Here is a 15,753-nt window from a genome sequence, read left to right as displayed (position 1 = left end):
CTTAGGCGGAGGGGGCCGCCACGGCGGGCAGCGGCAGGTGGATGCCGCATTCCGTCTTGCCCAGGCCGGCCCAGCGGCCGGACCGTCCGTCCTCGCCCGCGGCGACGCGGTCGGTGCAGGGCATGCAGCCGATGGACAGGTAGCCGTCGGCCTCCAGCGGATGGTGGGGCAGGTCGTGGCGGTCCATGTAGGCCACCAAATCGTCGCGGCCCCAGTCCGCCAGGGGATTGATCTTCAGGCGGCCTTCGGTGGCCTCAATGGTTACAAGATCGGCCCGGGTGGCGGCCTGGAAGCGCTTGCGGCCGGTGATCCAGGCGCCAAAGCCCTCCAGCGCGCGGTTCAGCGGTTCCACCTTGCGGAAGCGGCAGCAGGCGTCCGGGTTGGTGCGCCACAACAGGCCGTCGGCGTCGCGGGAGGCCACATCCTCGGGCAGCGGCTTGATCTCACGGGCGTCGGTCAGGCCCAGCTTGGCCACCAGCTCCCGGCGATAGCGCAGGGTCTCGCCGAACAGCTTGCCAGTGTTCAGGAAGAGGACGGGCGTGGCCGGGTCGATCGTCGCCACCATGTGCAGCAGCACGGCGGATTCCGCCCCGAAGGAGGAGACCAGCGCGATCTCACCCTTCAACTCCCGCGTCAGCAGGGGTTCCAGCAGCGCCGGGCCTGTCAGGCCGGCGTAGGTCCGGGCCAAGTCGGCCGCCCGGTCGCCCACCCCGGTCACGCCGCGTGCTCCGTCGTCTTGTGGCGCGCCAGGCGCGCCATGGACAGGGGCCCGGCCACCGACACCTGATAGGCGGTGTCGATCTCCGTCAGGGCGTGCGCCCACAGGGCGGGGTCGCGGCCTTCGGGAATTTCCACCTGGGTCACGCCGCAGCGGACCAGGAACAGATACTGGTCCGGCAGGGTGTGGCCGGTGGCGCGGATGACGCCGCGATAGCCCAGATGCTCCCGCAGCTCACGCGCGATGGTGAAGCCGCGGCCATCGCGGAACTTGGGGAAGTCCAGCGCCACCAGGGCGAAATCCGCCAGATGGTCCGCGATGTCCTTGGGGTGCTGGTTGCTGGCCAGCCAGACGCCCAGGCCGCCATTGCGACCCGCCAGGCTGGCGCGGTCCTTGTGGAACCGGGCGAGGCTGACGATGACGGGCACGTCCGCCGCCGGCAGGGCGTCGTCATCACCCAGGCGCACCCAGGCGTCGTCGACCAGTTTCCCGGAGTCAATGAGAGGCATAGACCTTGTCCTTGAACGGGGTGTGACCGATGCGGGCCAGGGTGTCGAGGAAGCGTTCCCCGTCCTGGCGCTGTTCCAGATAAACGCCGACCACGGACTCGATGGCGTCCACCGTCTCATCCGCCGACAGGGCCGGTCCCATGATGTCGCCGATGGCACCCACCTCGGCCGCCGAGCCGCCCAGCGTCAGCTGGTAGGCCTCGACCCCCTTCTTATCGACACCCAGGATGCCGATGTGGCCAACATGGTGATGCCCACACGCATTTATGCAACCACTGATTTTAATTTTCAATTCGCCGATGTGGTGCTGCCGGTCCAGGTCGGCGAATCTTTCGGATATGCGCTGGGCCAGGGGAATGGAGCGGGCGTTGGCCAGGGCGCAGTAGTCCAGGCCCGGGCAGGCGATGATGTCGGTGATCAGGCCGGAATTGGCCTCGCCGAAGCCGATGGCCGACAGCGCCTTCCACAAGGCCGGCAGGTCGTCCTGGCGCACATGGGCCAGCACCAGGTTCTGCTCATGCGTCACGCGGATTTCGCCGAAGCTGTAGTGGTCGGCCAGGTCGGCGATGGCGTCCATCTGGTCCGCCGACACGTCGCCCGGGATGCCGCCCGCCGGCTTCAGCGTGATGGTAGCGATGGCATAGCCGGGCTGGCGGTGGGCGGCGACGTTGGTGCGGACCCAGCGGTTGAAGGCCTGGTCCTCCAGCCGCGCGCGGGCCAGGACGCCGGAAATGGGCTCCAGCGCCTCATAGGGCTGGCTGGCGAAGCGGGCGCGGATGCCGTCGATGATGGTGGGCTCCAGCCGATACTCGGCCACCGGCATGCGGGCGAACTCGGCCTCCACCTCATTGCGGAAGGCGTCGATGCCCAGTTCATGCACCAGGATCTTGATGCGCGCCTTGTAGATGTTGTCGCGCCGGCCATAGGCGTTGTAGACGCGCAGCACCGCCTCAAGGTAGGCGATCAGCTGATCTTCCGGCAGCCAGTCACGCAGCTTCTTGGCAATGAAGGGGGTGCGGCCCAGGCCGCCGCCGACATAGACCTCAAATCCCACATTACCGTCCGCGTCGCGCTTGGCGATCAGCCCCACGTCGTGGATGCAGATGGCGGCGCGGTCGGCGCTGCTGCCGGTGATGGCGATCTTGAACTTGCGCGGCAGGAACGAGAATTCGGGGTGTAGGGTCGACCACTGGCGCAGCACCTCGGCGTAGTGGCGCGGGTCCACCACCTCATCGCTGGCGACACCGGCGAACTGGTCCGAGGTCACGTTGCGGATGCAGTTGCCGCTGGTCTGGATGGCGTGCAAATCCACCTCCGCCAGCAGGTCCAGGATGGCCGGCACGTCCACCAGCTTGATCCAGTTGAACTGCAGGTTCTGGCGGGTGGTGAAGTGGCCGAAGCCCTTGTCGTACTGCCGGGCGATGCGGCCGAACTGGCGCACCTGGCGGCTGGTCAGCACGCCATAGGGCACGGCCACGCGCAGCATGTAGGCGTGGAGCTGCAGGTACAGGCCATTCATCAGGCGCAGCGGCTTGAACTCGTCCTCGGTCAGCTCACCGGCCAGGCGGCGGGCCACCTGGCGGCGGAACTGCTCCACCCGCTGCTTCAGGAAATCGCGGTCCACCTGGTCATAGTGGTAGATGCCGGCGTGGCTGGGCAGGCCGTTGGCGGGCGGGTCGATCTGGCGGGCGGCGGCGGTGGGGCTCATGACGGCAAGCTCAATGTGGTCTTCATTCATGCGGTAAGGGCGGGCACCGACTCACGCCGCCGTGGGGATGGCGTCGATGCTGGGGCCGGCGGCGCGGATCCACTCCCGCGTCTTCAGGGGGCGGGGGCCGGCGGCCTCCACGGCCACGTCCACGGCGTAGGGCTCGACCACCTCCTGCCGGGCGGCGGAGGCGCGGGCGATGCCCAGGGCCGCTTCCGCGCCGGCGGCGTCCGCCTGCACCTGGGCGTCCGCGATGCGGGTCGACCAGTCGCCGGCGGCGGTCAGCCAGACGACGGCGCCGTCCTGCAGGCGGTTGGCGGTGACGACCTTGGGGGCGTCGGTAACGCGGGCCATGGGGCTATCCTTTTCAGACGGCGGCTTTGAAACCCGTGTCCGGGGTCGTGTCCGCATCGCGGCCCGGAACGGGAACGGTGGTTAAAATGTCGGCGGCGATTTTGGCGGGGTCGGCCAGGGTCACGACCTTCCCCACGAGGATCAGGGCGGGGCCGGTCAGGTCGGCGGCCAGGGGCCCCAGCCGGTCCAGCGTGCCGACGATCAGGGTCTGGTCCGGCCGGGTGCCGTTCTCGATCACCGCGACCGGGGTGTCGGACGCCTTGCCGGCGGCGATCAGGCGATCGGCCACCAGGCCGGCCTTGCTCAGGCCCATATAGATGGCCAGCGTGTGGTCCAGGCGCGCCAGCGCCGTCCAGTCGATGGCCGGCTCCGACGGACTGCCATCGGCACCCGGGCCGCTGTGCGCCGCGCCGTGTGCCGTCACCAGGGTGATGCCCTGGGCCAGGCCGCGGTGGGTCAGGGGAATGCCGGTGGCGGCGGCGCAGCCCGCGGCCGCGGTGATGCCGGGCACCAGTTCCACCGCCACGCCGGCGGCGCGCAGCACCGCCATCTCCTCACCCCCCCGGCCGAAGACGAAGGGATCGCCGCCTTTCAGGCGCACGACGCGGTGGCCGGCCTGGGCCTCACGCACCAGGATGGCGTTGATCTCGTCCTGGCTGACGGTATGGCAGGACTTGGCCTTGCCGACATAGATGCGGCGGGCGTCGCGGCGCACATAATCCAGGATGCGGTCGTCGACCAGCTTGTCATGCACCACGACGTCGGCGTTCTGCAGCACGCGCAGGGCCCGCAGGGTCAGCAGGTCGGGATCGCCGGGGCCGGCGCCCACCAGGGCGACCGATCCCCCCTCCACCGCGTCGCCGGCGGCCGCCGCGTCCGTGTTCAGGGTTTTCACCAGCTGCTCATGCGCGCCGGCCTCATCCCCCGCCAGGAAGCGCTGGGCGATGGGGCCGTCGATGACCCGTTCCCAGAAGCGGCGGCGCGCCGTTTCGTCCGACTTCACAGCGCGGACGGCGCCGCGGAAGCTGTCCAGGAAGGTGGCCAGGCGGCCCAGGCCGGGCTCCAGCGTCGCCTCGATGCGGGCGCGCAGGCGGCGGGCCAGGACGGGGGAGGTGCCGTTTGTGGAGATGGCCACCGTGATCGGGGCCCGGTCGACAATGGCCGGCATGATGAAGGTGGAGAGGTGCGGCCGGTCCGGCACGTTGACCAGCAGGCCCCGCGCCCGGGCCAGGGCCGCGACCTTGGCGGCCTCTTCCTCATCCTCGCCGGCGGCGAACACCAGGGTCACGCCGTCCAGGTCGTCGGGGGTGAAGGGGCGGTGGCGGACCTCGGCGGCCAGGGGCGCCAGGTCGGGATGCACCTCGGGCGCCACCACCACCAGGCGGGCGCCCCGGCCTTGCGCGGCGGACCCCGCCACCAGCCGGGCCTTGCGCAGGGCCAATTCCCCCCCGCCGACGATCAGCGCCGTCTGGCCAGTCAGCGTCAGGAACAGGGGGAAGGCGGAGGACATTGTACACAAATACCATGTGGAAGCATTGGCGTTCCCTCCTAATGTGTTCGTAAACAGCATATTTGTCGAGGTTGAAGCGGGGGCACCTCCATGGGCGGCGGCGGCGTGTGGCGCGGCCGTCACAGCCGGGTCCATTATGGAAAACCACGGTATGTCAACGATCTGAGGTGCCTGGCGGCTTCCGCAGCGCGCAGGTCGGCGCCGCGTCGCAATACTGCCATGCATGGCGCCGGTGTTATGGCTGGATTATTTCACGCGCTGGAAGTGGTTAATCCGTCGTCATACAGGCAAAGCCTTGGCTCGGCTGGGGTCTGGGAAGCCAGGTTATCAGCGCGCCTCATAATAACATCAATGAACTGTTATTAATGTTTCGGTTGACACAGATTGCGGTGTCGTTTGTCATGGGCGTCAACAACACGGAAGGGGTGCGCCATCCTGTCACAGGGGGTGCCTTCGCTCCGCCAGGATGGGCCACCGGGCCCCGCCCGAACGCTTGAGGGGGATACCGAATGCATCGCAGAACACTGTTGACCGCCATGGCGGGTGCCGCCGGCGTGGCCATGCTGGGATCGGTGCGCGCGCGCTCCGCCTCGCAGTTGCTGAACGTGTCCTATGACCCGACACGGGAATTCTACAAGGAATATAACGACCTGTTCGCCAAGGAATGGGCCAAGGCGTCCGGCGGCGATCAGGTCAGCGTCAACACCTCCCACGGCGGGTCGGGCAAGCAGGCCCGCGCCGTCATCGACGGGCTGGAGGCGGACGTCGTCACCCTGGCGCTGGCCTACGACATCGACGCCATCGTCGAGAATGGCGGCCTGATCAACAAGGATTGGCAAAAGCGCCTGCCCTATAACTCCACCCCCTACACCAGCACCATCGTGTTCCTGGTGCGCAAGGGCAACCCCAAGGGCATCAAGGATTGGCCGGACCTGCTGAAGCCGGGGGTGGAGGTCATCACCCCCAACCCGAAGACGTCCGGCGGTGCCCGGTGGAACTATCTGGCGGCCTGGGGCTATGCCCGCGCCAAGGGCGGTGATGCGGCGGCCCGCGACTACATCAAGGCGCTGTTCAAGAAGGTGCCGGTGCTGGACACCGGGGCGCGTGGCGCCACCACCACCTTCGTGCAGCGCGGCCTGGGCGACGTGCTGCTGGCCTGGGAGAACGAGGCCTACCTCGCCATCCAGGAACTGGGCCCGGGCGAGTTCGAGCTGGTGACCCCGTCCGTCTCCGTCCTGGCGGAACCGCCGGTGGCGGTGGTGGACAAGGTGGTGGACCGCCACGGCACCCGCCGGGTGGCGGAGGCCTACCTGCAGACCCTGTACACCCAGCCGGCGCAGATCCTGGCGACCAAGCACTTCTACCGCCCACGTGATCCCGTGGTGCTGCAAGAGGTGGTGAACAAGTTCGCCAAGGTGGAGCTGTTCGACATCTCCACCTTCGGTGGCTGGCACGATGCCCACAAGGCCCACTTCGCCGATGGCGGCAGCTTCGACCAGCTGTACCAGCCGGGCTGAGGCCGGCCCCTTCACTTCGGTGCCAAGCGCGCCGCCGTCCGGGATGCCGGGCGGCGGCGTTTGGCATTTAGATGTAGAGGGCCGCCGCGCCTCTTCCGCATCCTGCCGTCCCAACGGTACTGTCGTCGGCTTAAAGCCACGGAAGTGGCAACAGGGAAGGGGATGGACGTGCGCAAGGGACTGTTTGCCGGCGTGGCCGGCCTGGGTGTGGCCGCGATCCTGTGGGCGGGGGCGGGACTGGCGCAGTCCCCGGCGCCCACCCCCAAGGCCTTGGAACTGGCAAAGGCGCTGGCCGACAGGGTCAACGCCGACGACCTGATGCAACAGGTGCTGGCCGCCACGGTGCAGCCGCTGACCTTCAACCTCAAGGCCGCGAATCCGGGGCGGGAGGCCGAAGTGGACGCCCTGTTCGAGCACACGCTGCTGCCGGCGTTCCGCAAGGCCATGGCGCCGGTCATCGACAGCTATGCCCAGGCCTACGCCGCGCGCTTCACCGAGGGGGAGCTGAAGACCATCCTGGACTTCTACGACTCACCCACGGGCGCCAAGATGCTGAAGGAAATGCCGCTGGTGCAGCAGCGCGGCCGGGGCCGGGCGCAGGCCCTGTTGCCCCAGGCCCTGGGGCCGGTGGTGAGCGATTTCATCACCACCTGCAAGGCCAAGGGTCTGGCCATTCCCCAAGGGTGAGGGGTGTCGGCCCGACTAGAGCTACCGATGTAAGCACCCCTGCGACATTCAGCCCAGAGTGGTGGTGGATGATGTTCGTCGGCCGGCCGCTGCGCTACCCTGGCGCACTCAATCCACCATCATAAGTGGCCGTGAGGCCAGAAGGGGAGTGCGGGTGTTTAAGAGAATTGCCGCCGGTGTGATCGGCGTGTGCATCATGGCCGCCGTGCCGGCTTATGCCCAGACCGCCGCGCCGCCGTCACCCAAGGCGTTGGAACTGGCGCATAAGCTGGTGGCCAAGACGAATGCCGCCAACCTGATGCAGCAGATCATCCCCACGGTCATCGAACCCGTGGTGCAAAAGCTGAAGATCGCCAACCCGGGCCGCGAGGCCGACGTGCAGGCGCTGGTGGACAAGCGCCTCCTGCCCGATTTCAACACGGCGATGGGGCCGTTCTTCGACGCCGTCGCCGCGACCTATGCGGAACATTTCACCGAAGCGGAACTGGGGCAGATTTTAGCCTTCTACGACACGCCGGCCGGGGCCAAGCTGGTCACCGAAATGCCGGCGCTGCTGCAACAAACCATGGTCAAGTCCAAGACCATGCTACCGCCCGTCCTGGGTAAGGTGATGAATGACTTCGCCGCCGCCTGCAAGGGCGAGGGGCTGACGGTGCCCCAGGGCTGATTCCGTTCCGAAGGGGAGGGCGGCGCCCATCGGCGCCGCCCAATCCCCAAGGCCGCTCCCCTGGCGGCGATTCGCCCTATGAGCGGCTGGCGTCCCGGCCGCATCGCCAGTAAAGTGCCCCCGCCGTTCTGATCCACCCCGTGCCGGCGCCCCATCCCGCGCGACGCCGGATGCCGCTGGGTGGTCCTGGCCCTCCCGAATGCCAAGGGGACGGGCCCCGTTGCGGATCGCGACGCTGGCATGCTGCGACTGCAAACGGCTCTCAATTTTTATAATTGGAATTATTCTAAGATGCGGCTATGGTCCTGTTCGTCGGTAGGGCGAACGCCGCAGGGCCTCGGATGGGGGCCGCGGCCGGTGCGCCCCACCGAAAACAACGCGATTGCCAACCCGCGACTGACCAATTTCAACCAGCCAAGGAATTAATGATGTCCCTCATCAATACCGAAGTGAAGCCCTTCAAGGCGACCGCTTATCACAACGGCAAGTTCGTGCCCGTCACCGAGGCCGACCTGAAGGGCAAGTGGTCCGTGGTGGTGTTCTACCCGGCCGACTTCACCTTCGTGTGCCCGACCGAGCTGGGCGACCTGGCTGACAACTACGCCGAGTTCCAGAAGCTGGGCGTGGAGATCTACGGCGTGTCGACCGACACCCACTTCACCCATAAGGCTTGGCACGACACCTCCGACACCATCGCCAAGGTGCAGTACCCGCTGGTCGGCGACCCGACCGCCACTCTGGCCCGCAACTTCGACGTCCTGATCGAGGAGGAGGGCCTGGCCCTGCGCGGCACCTTCGTGATCAACCCCGAAGGCCAGATCAAGCTGTGCGAGATCCACGACAACGGCATCGGCCGTGACGCCTCTGAGCTGCTGCGCAAGGTGAAGGCCGCCCAGTACGTCGCCAGCCACCCCGGCGAAGTGTGCCCGGCCAAGTGGACCGAGGGTGCCGAGACCCTGAAGCCCTCGCTGGACCTGGTCGGCAAGATCTGATCCCGCGCTGGTTGATGCCGGACCGGGACGGTGACGTCCCGGTCCCTGTCCGGGGGCCCTCGGGCCCCCGGACGCCTCCGGGCCATGCGCCCTTGGAGGCTTAGGTCCGGGCCGTGACGCCGCCGTGACGCTATGGGTGGCGCGCCCGCTTGAACAGTCCGCCTGCGATATTACGTTTCAAAATGCGCACCTGGCCGCCGCATGGCGCCGGTGACCGCCCCTTCTTTGCCCGCCCTTCCCCTCCCTCTCCGCCAGAAAGCCCGCCCCGATGTTGGACGCCAATCTCAAGACCCAATTGAAGGCCTACCTGGAACGGGTGAAGCAGCCGATCGAGATTGTTGCTTACCCGGACGATAGCGCCACCTCCCGCCAGATGATGGAGTTGCTGGCCGATATCGCCGAAGCCTCCACCCTGGTGAACATCAACGAGAACGTGGACGGCGCCGGCCGCCGCCCGTCCTTCACCGTGAACCGCCCGGCCGGCGACATCGGCATCCGCTTCAGCGGCCTGCCCATGGGCCACGAGTTCACCTCGCTGGTGCTGGCGCTGCTGCAGGCCGGCGGCTATCCGCCCAAGGTCAGCGACGAGGTGATCGAGCAGATCAAGGCCATCGAGGGCGACTACCACTTCGAGACCTTCATCTCGCTGACCTGCCACAACTGCCCCGACGTGGTGCAGGCGCTGAACCTGATGGCCGTGCTGAACCCCCGCATCCGCCATGAGATGATCGACGGTGGCGTCTTCCAGGATGAGGTGACCAAGCGCCAGATCATGGGCGTGCCGGCCATCTTCCTGAACGGCGAACCCTTCGGCCAGGGCCGCATGGACCTGGAGGAGATCCTGGCGAAGCTGGACACCAGCTCTGTCGCCCGTGAGGCCGCCAAGATCGACGCCAAGGACCCGTTCGACGTGCTGGTGGTGGGCGGTGGCCCCGCCGGCGCCGCGGCCGCCATCTACGCCGCCCGCAAGGGCATCCGCACCGGCATCGTGGCAGAGCGCTTCGGCGGCCAGGTCATGGACACGCTGGGCATCGAGAACTTCATCTCCGTCACCGCGACGGAGGGGCCCAAGCTGGTGCGCAGCCTGGAAGAGCATGTCCGCAGCTATGAGGTGGACATCATGAACCAGCAGCGCGCCAAGGCCCTGGCCACGGTCGACGGCCTGCATGAGGTGACGCTGGAAAGCGGCGCCAAGCTGAAGGCCAAGGCCCTGATCCTGGCCACCGGCGCCCGCTGGCGCGAAATGAAGGTGCCGGGCGAGGAGCAGTACAAGACCAAGGGCGTGGCCTTCTGCCCGCACTGCGACGGCCCGCTGTTCAAGGGCAAGCGCGTGGCGGTGATCGGCGGCGGCAATTCCGGTGTCGAGGCGGCTATCGACCTGGCCGGCATCGTCGCCCATGTCACCCTGCTGGAGTTCGACAGCCAGTTGCGCGCCGACGCCGTGCTGGTGACCAAGCTGAAGAGCCTGCCCAACGTCACCATCCTGACCCAGGCCCAGACCACCGAGGTCACGGGCGATGGCCAGAAGGTGAACGGCCTGGTCTATAAGGACCGCGCCTCGGGCGAGACTCACCGCCTGGCGCTGGAAGGCATCTTCGTGCAGATCGGCCTGCTGCCCAACACCGACTGGCTGCGCGGCACGGTGGAACTGACCCAGCGCGGCGAGGTGATCATTGGCCACCATGGTGAAACCTCCGTCCCCGGCATCTTCGCCGCCGGCGACGTCACCACGGTGCCCTACAAGCAGATCATCATCGCCATGGGCGAAGGGGCAAAGGCCTCCCTGGGCGCCTTCGACCACCTGATCCGCTCCTCAGTCCAGGCCGCCTGAGTCGCACGCGCGTCAAGTACAGCGCCCATCTGGGGTGGTGCCGGGTAACACCGGCGCCCTCTCCAGGTGGGCGTTTTCATTGGGGGAATCGGGGTTGCCGAGAGGACAGGTGACGCAGCCTTCGCGGCCTTCGTAAACTGACCGTCCTATTCCTGTCCCGGACCGTTCCACCCCATGTCCCATCCCGGCTTCATCCACCTGCGCACCCATTCCGCCTATTCGCTGTCCGAGGGGGCGATCAAGGTGAAGGAGCTGGTGAAGCTGTGCACCAAGAACGCCATGCCGGCGGTGGCGGTGACGGATACCGGCAACCTGTTCGGCAGCTTGGAATTCGCCATGGCGGCGTCGGATTCGGGCGTGCAGCCCATCGTCGGCTGCCAGATGTGGATCGGCCGCTGGGGCCCGGCGGCGACCACGCGCGGGCCGCAGCGCCCCGGCACCTTCGGCGCGGACCAGCTGGTGCTGCTGGCGCAGAACGCCCAGGGCTACGCCAACCTGATGGAACTGATCAGCAAGGCGTACATGGAGACGGAGCCGGGGTTGGAGCCCCAGGTGTCCGTGGCGGCGCTGGATGGCCACAGCGCCGGCCTGATCGCGCTGACCGGCGGCATCCATGGCGGGGTGGGGCGCCTGCTGCTGGAAGGCCAGGCCCCGGCCGCGACCGAGCTGTTGCTGGAACTGAAGCGGCTGTTCCCGGGCCGGCTCTATGTCGAGCTGATGCGGCATGACAAGGACACCGCCATCGGCCGGGCGGAGCGGCGCATCGAGGGCGCGCTGGTCGATCTGGCCTATGCCCACGACCTGCCGCTGGTCGCCACCAACGACTGCTACTTCGCCACCGCCGACATGTACGAGGCGCACGACGCCCTGCTGTGCATCGCCGACGGCGCCTTCATCATGCAGGATGACCGCCGGCGCCTGACGCCCGACCACTACTTCAAGAGTGCGAAGGAGATGCGGGAGTTGTTCGCCGACCTGCCGGAGGCGGTGGACAACACGGTGGTGGTGGCCCAGCGCTGCGCCTACATGCCGCGCAAGATCAACCCCATCCTGCCCAACTTCCCCACCGTGGAAGGCCGGACGGAGGCGGAGGAACTGCGCGCCCAGGCCCATGACGGCCTGACCTTCCGCCTGAACCGCTACGTCTTCACGGCGGAGATGACGGAGGAGGAGAAGGCGGACACGGAGAAGCGCTACCGCGAGCGCCTGGATTACGAACTGGCCGTCATCGAGCGGATGAAGTTCCCCGGCTACTTCCTCATCGTGTCGGACTTCATCAAGTGGGCCAAGGACAACGGCATCCCCGTGGGGCCGGGCCGTGGCTCGGGTGCCGGCTCGCTGGTCGCCTGGTCGTTGCTCATCACCGACCTGGACCCCATCCGCTTCGGCTTGCTGTTCGAGCGTTTCCTGAACCCCGAACGCGTGTCCATGCCCGACTTCGACGTGGACTTCTGCCAGGACCGCCGCGACGAGGTCATCCGCTACGTCCAGGCCAAGTACGGCCACGACCGCGTCGCCCAGATCATCACCTTCGGTAAGCTGCAGGCCCGGGCCGTGCTGCGTGACGTCGGGCGCGTGCTGCAGATGCCCTACGGTCAGGTCGACCGCATCTGCAAGATGGTGCCCAACAACCCGGCCAACCCCGTCACCCTGCAAGAGGCGCTGGACGGTGAGCCGCTGTTGCAGGAGATGCGCCGCCAGGATGAGACGGTGGACCGCCTGATCGGCGTGGCGCTGAAGCTGGAAGGGTTGTACCGCCACGCCTCCACCCACGCCGCCGGCGTGGTGATCGGCGACCGCCCGCTGGACCAGCTGGTGCCGCTGTACCGCGACCCCCGGTCCGACATGCCGGTCACCCAGTTCAACATGAAGTATGTGGAACTGGCCGGCCTGGTGAAGTTCGACTTCCTGGGCCTGAAGACCCTGACGGTGCTGCAGAAGGCGGTGGAGCTGATCCGGCCGCTCAACCCAGACCTGGACCTGCTGAACCTCGACCTTTACGACGAGAAGACCTACAGGCTGCTGGGCCGGGCCGAGGCATCGGGCGTGTTCCAGCTGGAAAGTTCGGGCATGCGCGACGTGCTGCGCCGCATGAAGCCCAACCGCATCGAGGACATCATCGCGCTGGTTTCGCTGTACCGGCCGGGCCCGATGGACAACATCCCCAAGTACATCAAGGTCAAGGACGGGCAGGAAGAGCCCGACTACATGCATCCCTCGCTGGAGCCCATCCTGAAGGAGACCTTCGGGATCATGGTGTACCAGGAACAGGTGATGCAGATCGCCCAGGTGCTGGCGGGCTACAGCCTGGGCGGCGCCGACCTGCTGCGCCGCGCCATGGGCAAGAAGATTAAAGAGGAGATGGAGAAGGAGCGTTCCAAGTTCGTCGACGGCGCCACGGCGCGCGGCGTGGATGCGGAGCAGGCGGGCCTGATCTTCGACCAGGTGAACAAGTTCGCGGGCTATGGCTTCAACAAATCGCACGCCGCCGCCTATGCCCTGGTCGCCTACCAGACGGCCTACCTCAAGGCCAATTACCCGGTGGAGTTCATGGCCGCGTCGATGACGCTGGATCTGGGCAACACCGACAAGCTGAACCAGTTCCGCCAGGAACTCGACCGGCTGAAGATCAAGCTGCTGCCGCCGGACATCAACAGATCGGGCGATATCTTCCGCGTGGAGGACCTGCCCAACGGCGACCGCGCCGTGCGCTATGCCTTGGCGGCGGTCAAAGGCGTGGGCGGGCCGGCCATGGCGGCGGTTGTGGCGGAGCGGGACGCGAACGGGCCCTACCGCGACCTTTTCGATTTCGCCCGCCGTCTGGACAACAAGGTCATCAACAAGCGCCAGTTGGAGAACCTGGCCGCCGCCGGCGCCTTCGACAGCCTGGTGCCCAACCGCCACCAAGTTCATTCCGCCATCGAAATCATGCTGCGCTACGCCCAGGCGGAGGCGGCGGAGCGCGAGAGCGGCATGAACAGCCTATTCGGCGCGTCGGCGCCGCTGAAGGCGCCGGAGCTGCCGCGCGTGGTGGATTGGGAGCCGCTGGAAAAGCTGCGGCACGAGTTCGAGGCCATCGGCTTCTATCTGTCGGCGCACCCGCTGGACGCCTTCGCGGCCCCGCTGGCCAAGCTGAAGGTGGTGCGCTTCGCCGACTTGGCCGGGGTCATCGCCCGTGGCGGCGGGTCCACACGCTTCCGCATGGCCGGCATCGTCGTCGCCCGCCAGGAGCGCACGGCCAAGAGCGGCAACCGCTTCGCCTTCATCGGCATGTCCGACGCGTCGGGCGTTTATGAGGTGACCCTGTTCTCCGAGGCACTGGCCCCGGCGCGCGAGCATCTGGAGCCGGGCAAGGCCGTGCTGATGACGGTGGACGTGCAGCAGAACGGGGAGGAGCTGCGCCTGACCGGCAGCGGCGTGCAGTTGCTGGAGGATGAGGTCGCCAAGGTGGCGTCCGGCCTGCGCGTGACCCTGAAGGATGAGACGCCGGTGGAAGGCTTGCAGACGGTGCTGAAGCGCCTGCCGGCGGGCCGAGGCAAGATCCACCTGATGGTGGAGGTCGACCGGCTTGAGGTGGAACTGGTGCTGCCCCAGGCCTATCAGATCAGCAGCGCCAGCCGCTCCGCCCTACGCTCCATTCCCGGCGTGATCGACGTCCAGGATATCTGAGCCCAAACGAAAAAAGGCGGCTCCCGGGATGGGAGCCGCCCCTTCATGCCTGGCGGTGGCGCCTTAGTTCATCGCGCCCTGCATGCCGCCGGACGCACGCTCGCTGTCCGGGATGCCTGGGGTGGCGCACATGGTGCTGACCTGCACCCAGCCGCCCTGGCCCTGGTCGCTGACGGGGGCGTCACCCTCGCCGGCCCGCATGGACGACTTGATGATCCACTGGCCACCCTGGCTTTCAACCCAGGTATCGATACCTTCCAGGCGACCCTTGCCCTGCGGCATGCCGAACACCACCGGGGCGGTCCACACGCGGGGCTCGGTGCCCTCCAGGCAGACCGGCTTCGGCACGGTATCGCCCGGCTTCATGGCCGTGTTCACCTTGCCGGTGCCGGTGGAGATCATGCCCCGCGGCCGGATGATGTAGGTGCGGGTTTCGGTGCTGTACGACGACGTGCTCGTCGTCGTGGCCGGGCCGATGGCCCCCTCGTCACCCATGGGGGCCGGCGGCGGGGCGTTGGCCTCGGGCGGGGCCATGGTGGTGTCATTGGGGTCGTTCGCGGCCGGGGCCCCGGTCTGGGCCAGGGCCGTGCCGCCGATCAGACCAGTGGCCAACAGCGTGGCCGCAAGCAGGTGCATCCGCATGTCCATCTCCTTCATGTTCGATCGGCCTGATCCAGGTTGGCGCGCCGCCTGATACCAAACCCCAAACAGACGGGGAGGGTTCCCGCACGCCATGGGGCGCGGGCTGGCGGCGACATCAGCCGTGAACCTGGATCGGCCATCGGTGAAACTTGGCGGTTCAATGTGCGGGCGGGAGGAATACTGTAAAGCTGCCCTGTGGTTATTGATGCCGCCGGATTGTGTCCGCCGTTGGGCCGAATCTGGATGGTGATGGGGCTTGTTTGTTACAACCCTGCCGGAAATTTCCCACCGTGGTCCGGCGTCAGGCCGCCGGGCCGGCATCCTCCGCCGCGGGGTCGTAGGCGTTGACATGGGGAATGCGGGCCAGCAGGCGGCCCAGCAGGTTGATCAGGGTGTCGACCTCGCGCGGGCTGAGGTCCGCCAACAGCCGCCGTTCCCGCTCCAGCGCCATGACCAGGATGCGGTCATGCAGATCACGGCCGGCCACGGTCAGCGCCGCTTCGCGGCCGCGGGGCTCCGCCGGGCGGAACTGGATCAGGCCACGATCCTCCATCAGGGCATAGCTGCGGCTTACGGCCGCCTTGTCCATGCCGATGATCTGGCAGATGCGGGCGGCGGTGCACCAAGGCTCCGCCACCAGGTGGACGATGATGCGCCATTCCACCACCCCGATGCCGAAATGCTTGAAGTAGAGCCGTGAGGCGCCGCTGGACAGCTTGTTGGCGATGGAGTTCAGAAAGGCCGGAACATAGCGGTCCATGTCCAGCTTGGGGCCCATGTCCAAGGTCAGGTCGTTGACCGGCAGCGCCACCGGCTGCGGGCGGGAAGGGGGCATGGTGGGTCCTGTCCTCATGCGCGACCCCGTCTTCGGGGGGTCTTGTTCCCACGAACACCAGGCCGGGGCCGAACCCCGTCCAGGCTTGTGATCGCAATGACCTTGGCACCATGG

The 15,753-nt window shown here is 67.5% G+C and carries 13 protein-coding genes; 6 read left to right on the top strand and 7 right to left on the bottom strand.

The window, feature by feature from the left end; translation table 11 throughout:
- Position 1 precedes the first annotated feature (1 nt).
- From FBZ90_RS11220 to cysG, 5 genes are read right to left on the bottom strand one after another with little or no spacing between them, the layout of a single operon-like run.
- The gene (locus tag FBZ90_RS11220; RefSeq protein WP_211102008.1) at positions 2-709 is read right to left on the bottom strand and encodes a phosphoadenylyl-sulfate reductase; all 708 of its coding nucleotides are present in this window, start codon (positions 707-709) and stop codon (positions 2-4) included.
- 5 nt (positions 710-714) lie between these two features.
- Entirely contained in the window at positions 715-1,227 is a 513-nt protein-coding gene (locus FBZ90_RS11215) for a DUF934 domain-containing protein (RefSeq protein WP_145732119.1), read from the bottom strand.
- Positions 1,214-2,935 (bottom strand): nitrite/sulfite reductase, encoded by a 1,722-nt coding sequence (locus FBZ90_RS11210; protein ID WP_246130328.1) that lies wholly within the window; start codon positions 2,933-2,935, stop codon positions 1,214-1,216. The genes FBZ90_RS11215 and FBZ90_RS11210 overlap by 14 nt, the downstream gene beginning before the upstream one ends.
- 51 nt (positions 2,936-2,986) lie before the next feature.
- A complete protein-coding gene (locus FBZ90_RS11205) occupies positions 2,987-3,289 on the bottom strand; it encodes a DUF2849 domain-containing protein (protein ID WP_145732117.1) in 303 nt (100 codons plus the stop codon).
- Positions 3,290-3,302: 13 nt separating this feature from the next.
- Positions 3,303-4,799 (bottom strand): siroheme synthase CysG, encoded by a 1,497-nt coding sequence (cysG, locus tag FBZ90_RS11200; protein ID WP_145732115.1) that lies wholly within the window; start codon positions 4,797-4,799, stop codon positions 3,303-3,305.
- A gap of 509 nt (positions 4,800-5,308) precedes the next feature.
- On the opposite strand from cysG, the gene FBZ90_RS11195 reads away from it, so the two are divergent.
- From FBZ90_RS11195 to dnaE, 6 genes are all read left to right on the top strand, one after another.
- Entirely contained in the window at positions 5,309-6,316 is a 1,008-nt protein-coding gene (locus tag FBZ90_RS11195; protein WP_211101996.1) for a sulfate ABC transporter substrate-binding protein, read from the top strand.
- 168 nt (positions 6,317-6,484) lie between these two features.
- Entirely contained in the window at positions 6,485-7,003 is a 519-nt protein-coding gene (locus FBZ90_RS11190; RefSeq protein ID WP_145732113.1) for a DUF2059 domain-containing protein, read from the top strand.
- A gap of 154 nt (positions 7,004-7,157) precedes the next feature.
- Entirely contained in the window at positions 7,158-7,670 is a 513-nt protein-coding gene (locus FBZ90_RS11185) for a DUF2059 domain-containing protein (RefSeq protein ID WP_145732111.1), read from the top strand.
- Between the two features lie 428 nt (positions 7,671-8,098).
- On the top strand, positions 8,099-8,662 hold the full coding sequence (gene ahpC, locus FBZ90_RS11180) for an alkyl hydroperoxide reductase subunit C (protein ID WP_145608432.1): 564 nt from the start codon (positions 8,099-8,101) through the stop codon (positions 8,660-8,662).
- 268 nt (positions 8,663-8,930) lie between these two features.
- Positions 8,931-10,493 (top strand): alkyl hydroperoxide reductase subunit F, encoded by a 1,563-nt coding sequence (gene ahpF, locus FBZ90_RS11175; protein WP_145732109.1) that lies wholly within the window; start codon positions 8,931-8,933, stop codon positions 10,491-10,493.
- A gap of 174 nt (positions 10,494-10,667) precedes the next feature.
- Positions 10,668-14,162 (top strand): DNA polymerase III subunit alpha, encoded by a 3,495-nt coding sequence (gene dnaE / locus FBZ90_RS11170; RefSeq protein ID WP_145732107.1) that lies wholly within the window; start codon positions 10,668-10,670, stop codon positions 14,160-14,162.
- Between the two features lie 63 nt (positions 14,163-14,225).
- On the opposite strand, the gene FBZ90_RS11165 is transcribed toward dnaE, so the two are convergent.
- Positions 14,226-14,804 carry a hypothetical protein gene (locus FBZ90_RS11165; protein WP_145732102.1) on the bottom strand — a complete coding sequence of 193 codons (579 nt, stop codon included), beginning with the start codon at positions 14,802-14,804 and terminating at the stop codon, positions 14,226-14,228.
- 301 nt (positions 14,805-15,105) lie between these two features.
- On the bottom strand, positions 15,106-15,639 hold the full coding sequence (locus FBZ90_RS11160; protein ID WP_145732100.1) for a MarR family winged helix-turn-helix transcriptional regulator: 534 nt from the start codon (positions 15,637-15,639) through the stop codon (positions 15,106-15,108).
- Positions 15,640-15,753: the final 114 nt, after the last annotated feature.

This window comes from Nitrospirillum pindoramense (assembly GCF_007827955.1).
GTDB classification, from domain to species: Bacteria; Pseudomonadota; Alphaproteobacteria; order Azospirillales; family Azospirillaceae; genus Nitrospirillum; species Nitrospirillum amazonense_B.
Note: the sequence above shows the minus strand (reverse complement) of the source record. Positions and strands in the feature narration are given on the sequence as shown.

Excerpts from the sequence above, each read along its gene's own strand:
- FBZ90_RS11215 (WP_145732119.1), bottom strand. The coding sequence starts at position 1,227 with ATGCCTCTCATTGACTCCGGGAAACTGGTCGACGACGCCTGGGTGCGC.
- FBZ90_RS11210 (WP_246130328.1), bottom strand. The coding sequence starts at position 2,935 with ATGAGCCCCACCGCCGCCGCCCGCCAGATCGACCCGCCCGCCAACGGC.
- FBZ90_RS11205 (WP_145732117.1), bottom strand. The coding sequence starts at position 3,289 with ATGGCCCGCGTTACCGACGCCCCCAAGGTCGTCACCGCCAACCGCCTG.
- cysG (WP_145732115.1), bottom strand. The coding sequence starts at position 4,799 with ATGTCCTCCGCCTTCCCCCTGTTCCTGACGCTGACTGGCCAGACGGCG.
- FBZ90_RS11195 (WP_211101996.1), top strand. The coding sequence starts at position 5,309 with ATGCATCGCAGAACACTGTTGACCGCCATGGCGGGTGCCGCCGGCGTG.
- ahpC (WP_145608432.1), top strand. The coding sequence starts at position 8,099 with ATGTCCCTCATCAATACCGAAGTGAAGCCCTTCAAGGCGACCGCTTAT.
- ahpF (WP_145732109.1), top strand. The coding sequence starts at position 8,931 with ATGTTGGACGCCAATCTCAAGACCCAATTGAAGGCCTACCTGGAACGG.
- dnaE (WP_145732107.1), top strand. The coding sequence starts at position 10,668 with ATGTCCCATCCCGGCTTCATCCACCTGCGCACCCATTCCGCCTATTCG.
- FBZ90_RS11165 (WP_145732102.1), bottom strand. The coding sequence starts at position 14,804 with ATGCGGATGCACCTGCTTGCGGCCACGCTGTTGGCCACTGGTCTGATC.
- FBZ90_RS11160 (WP_145732100.1), bottom strand. The coding sequence starts at position 15,639 with ATGCCCCCTTCCCGCCCGCAGCCGGTGGCGCTGCCGGTCAACGACCTG.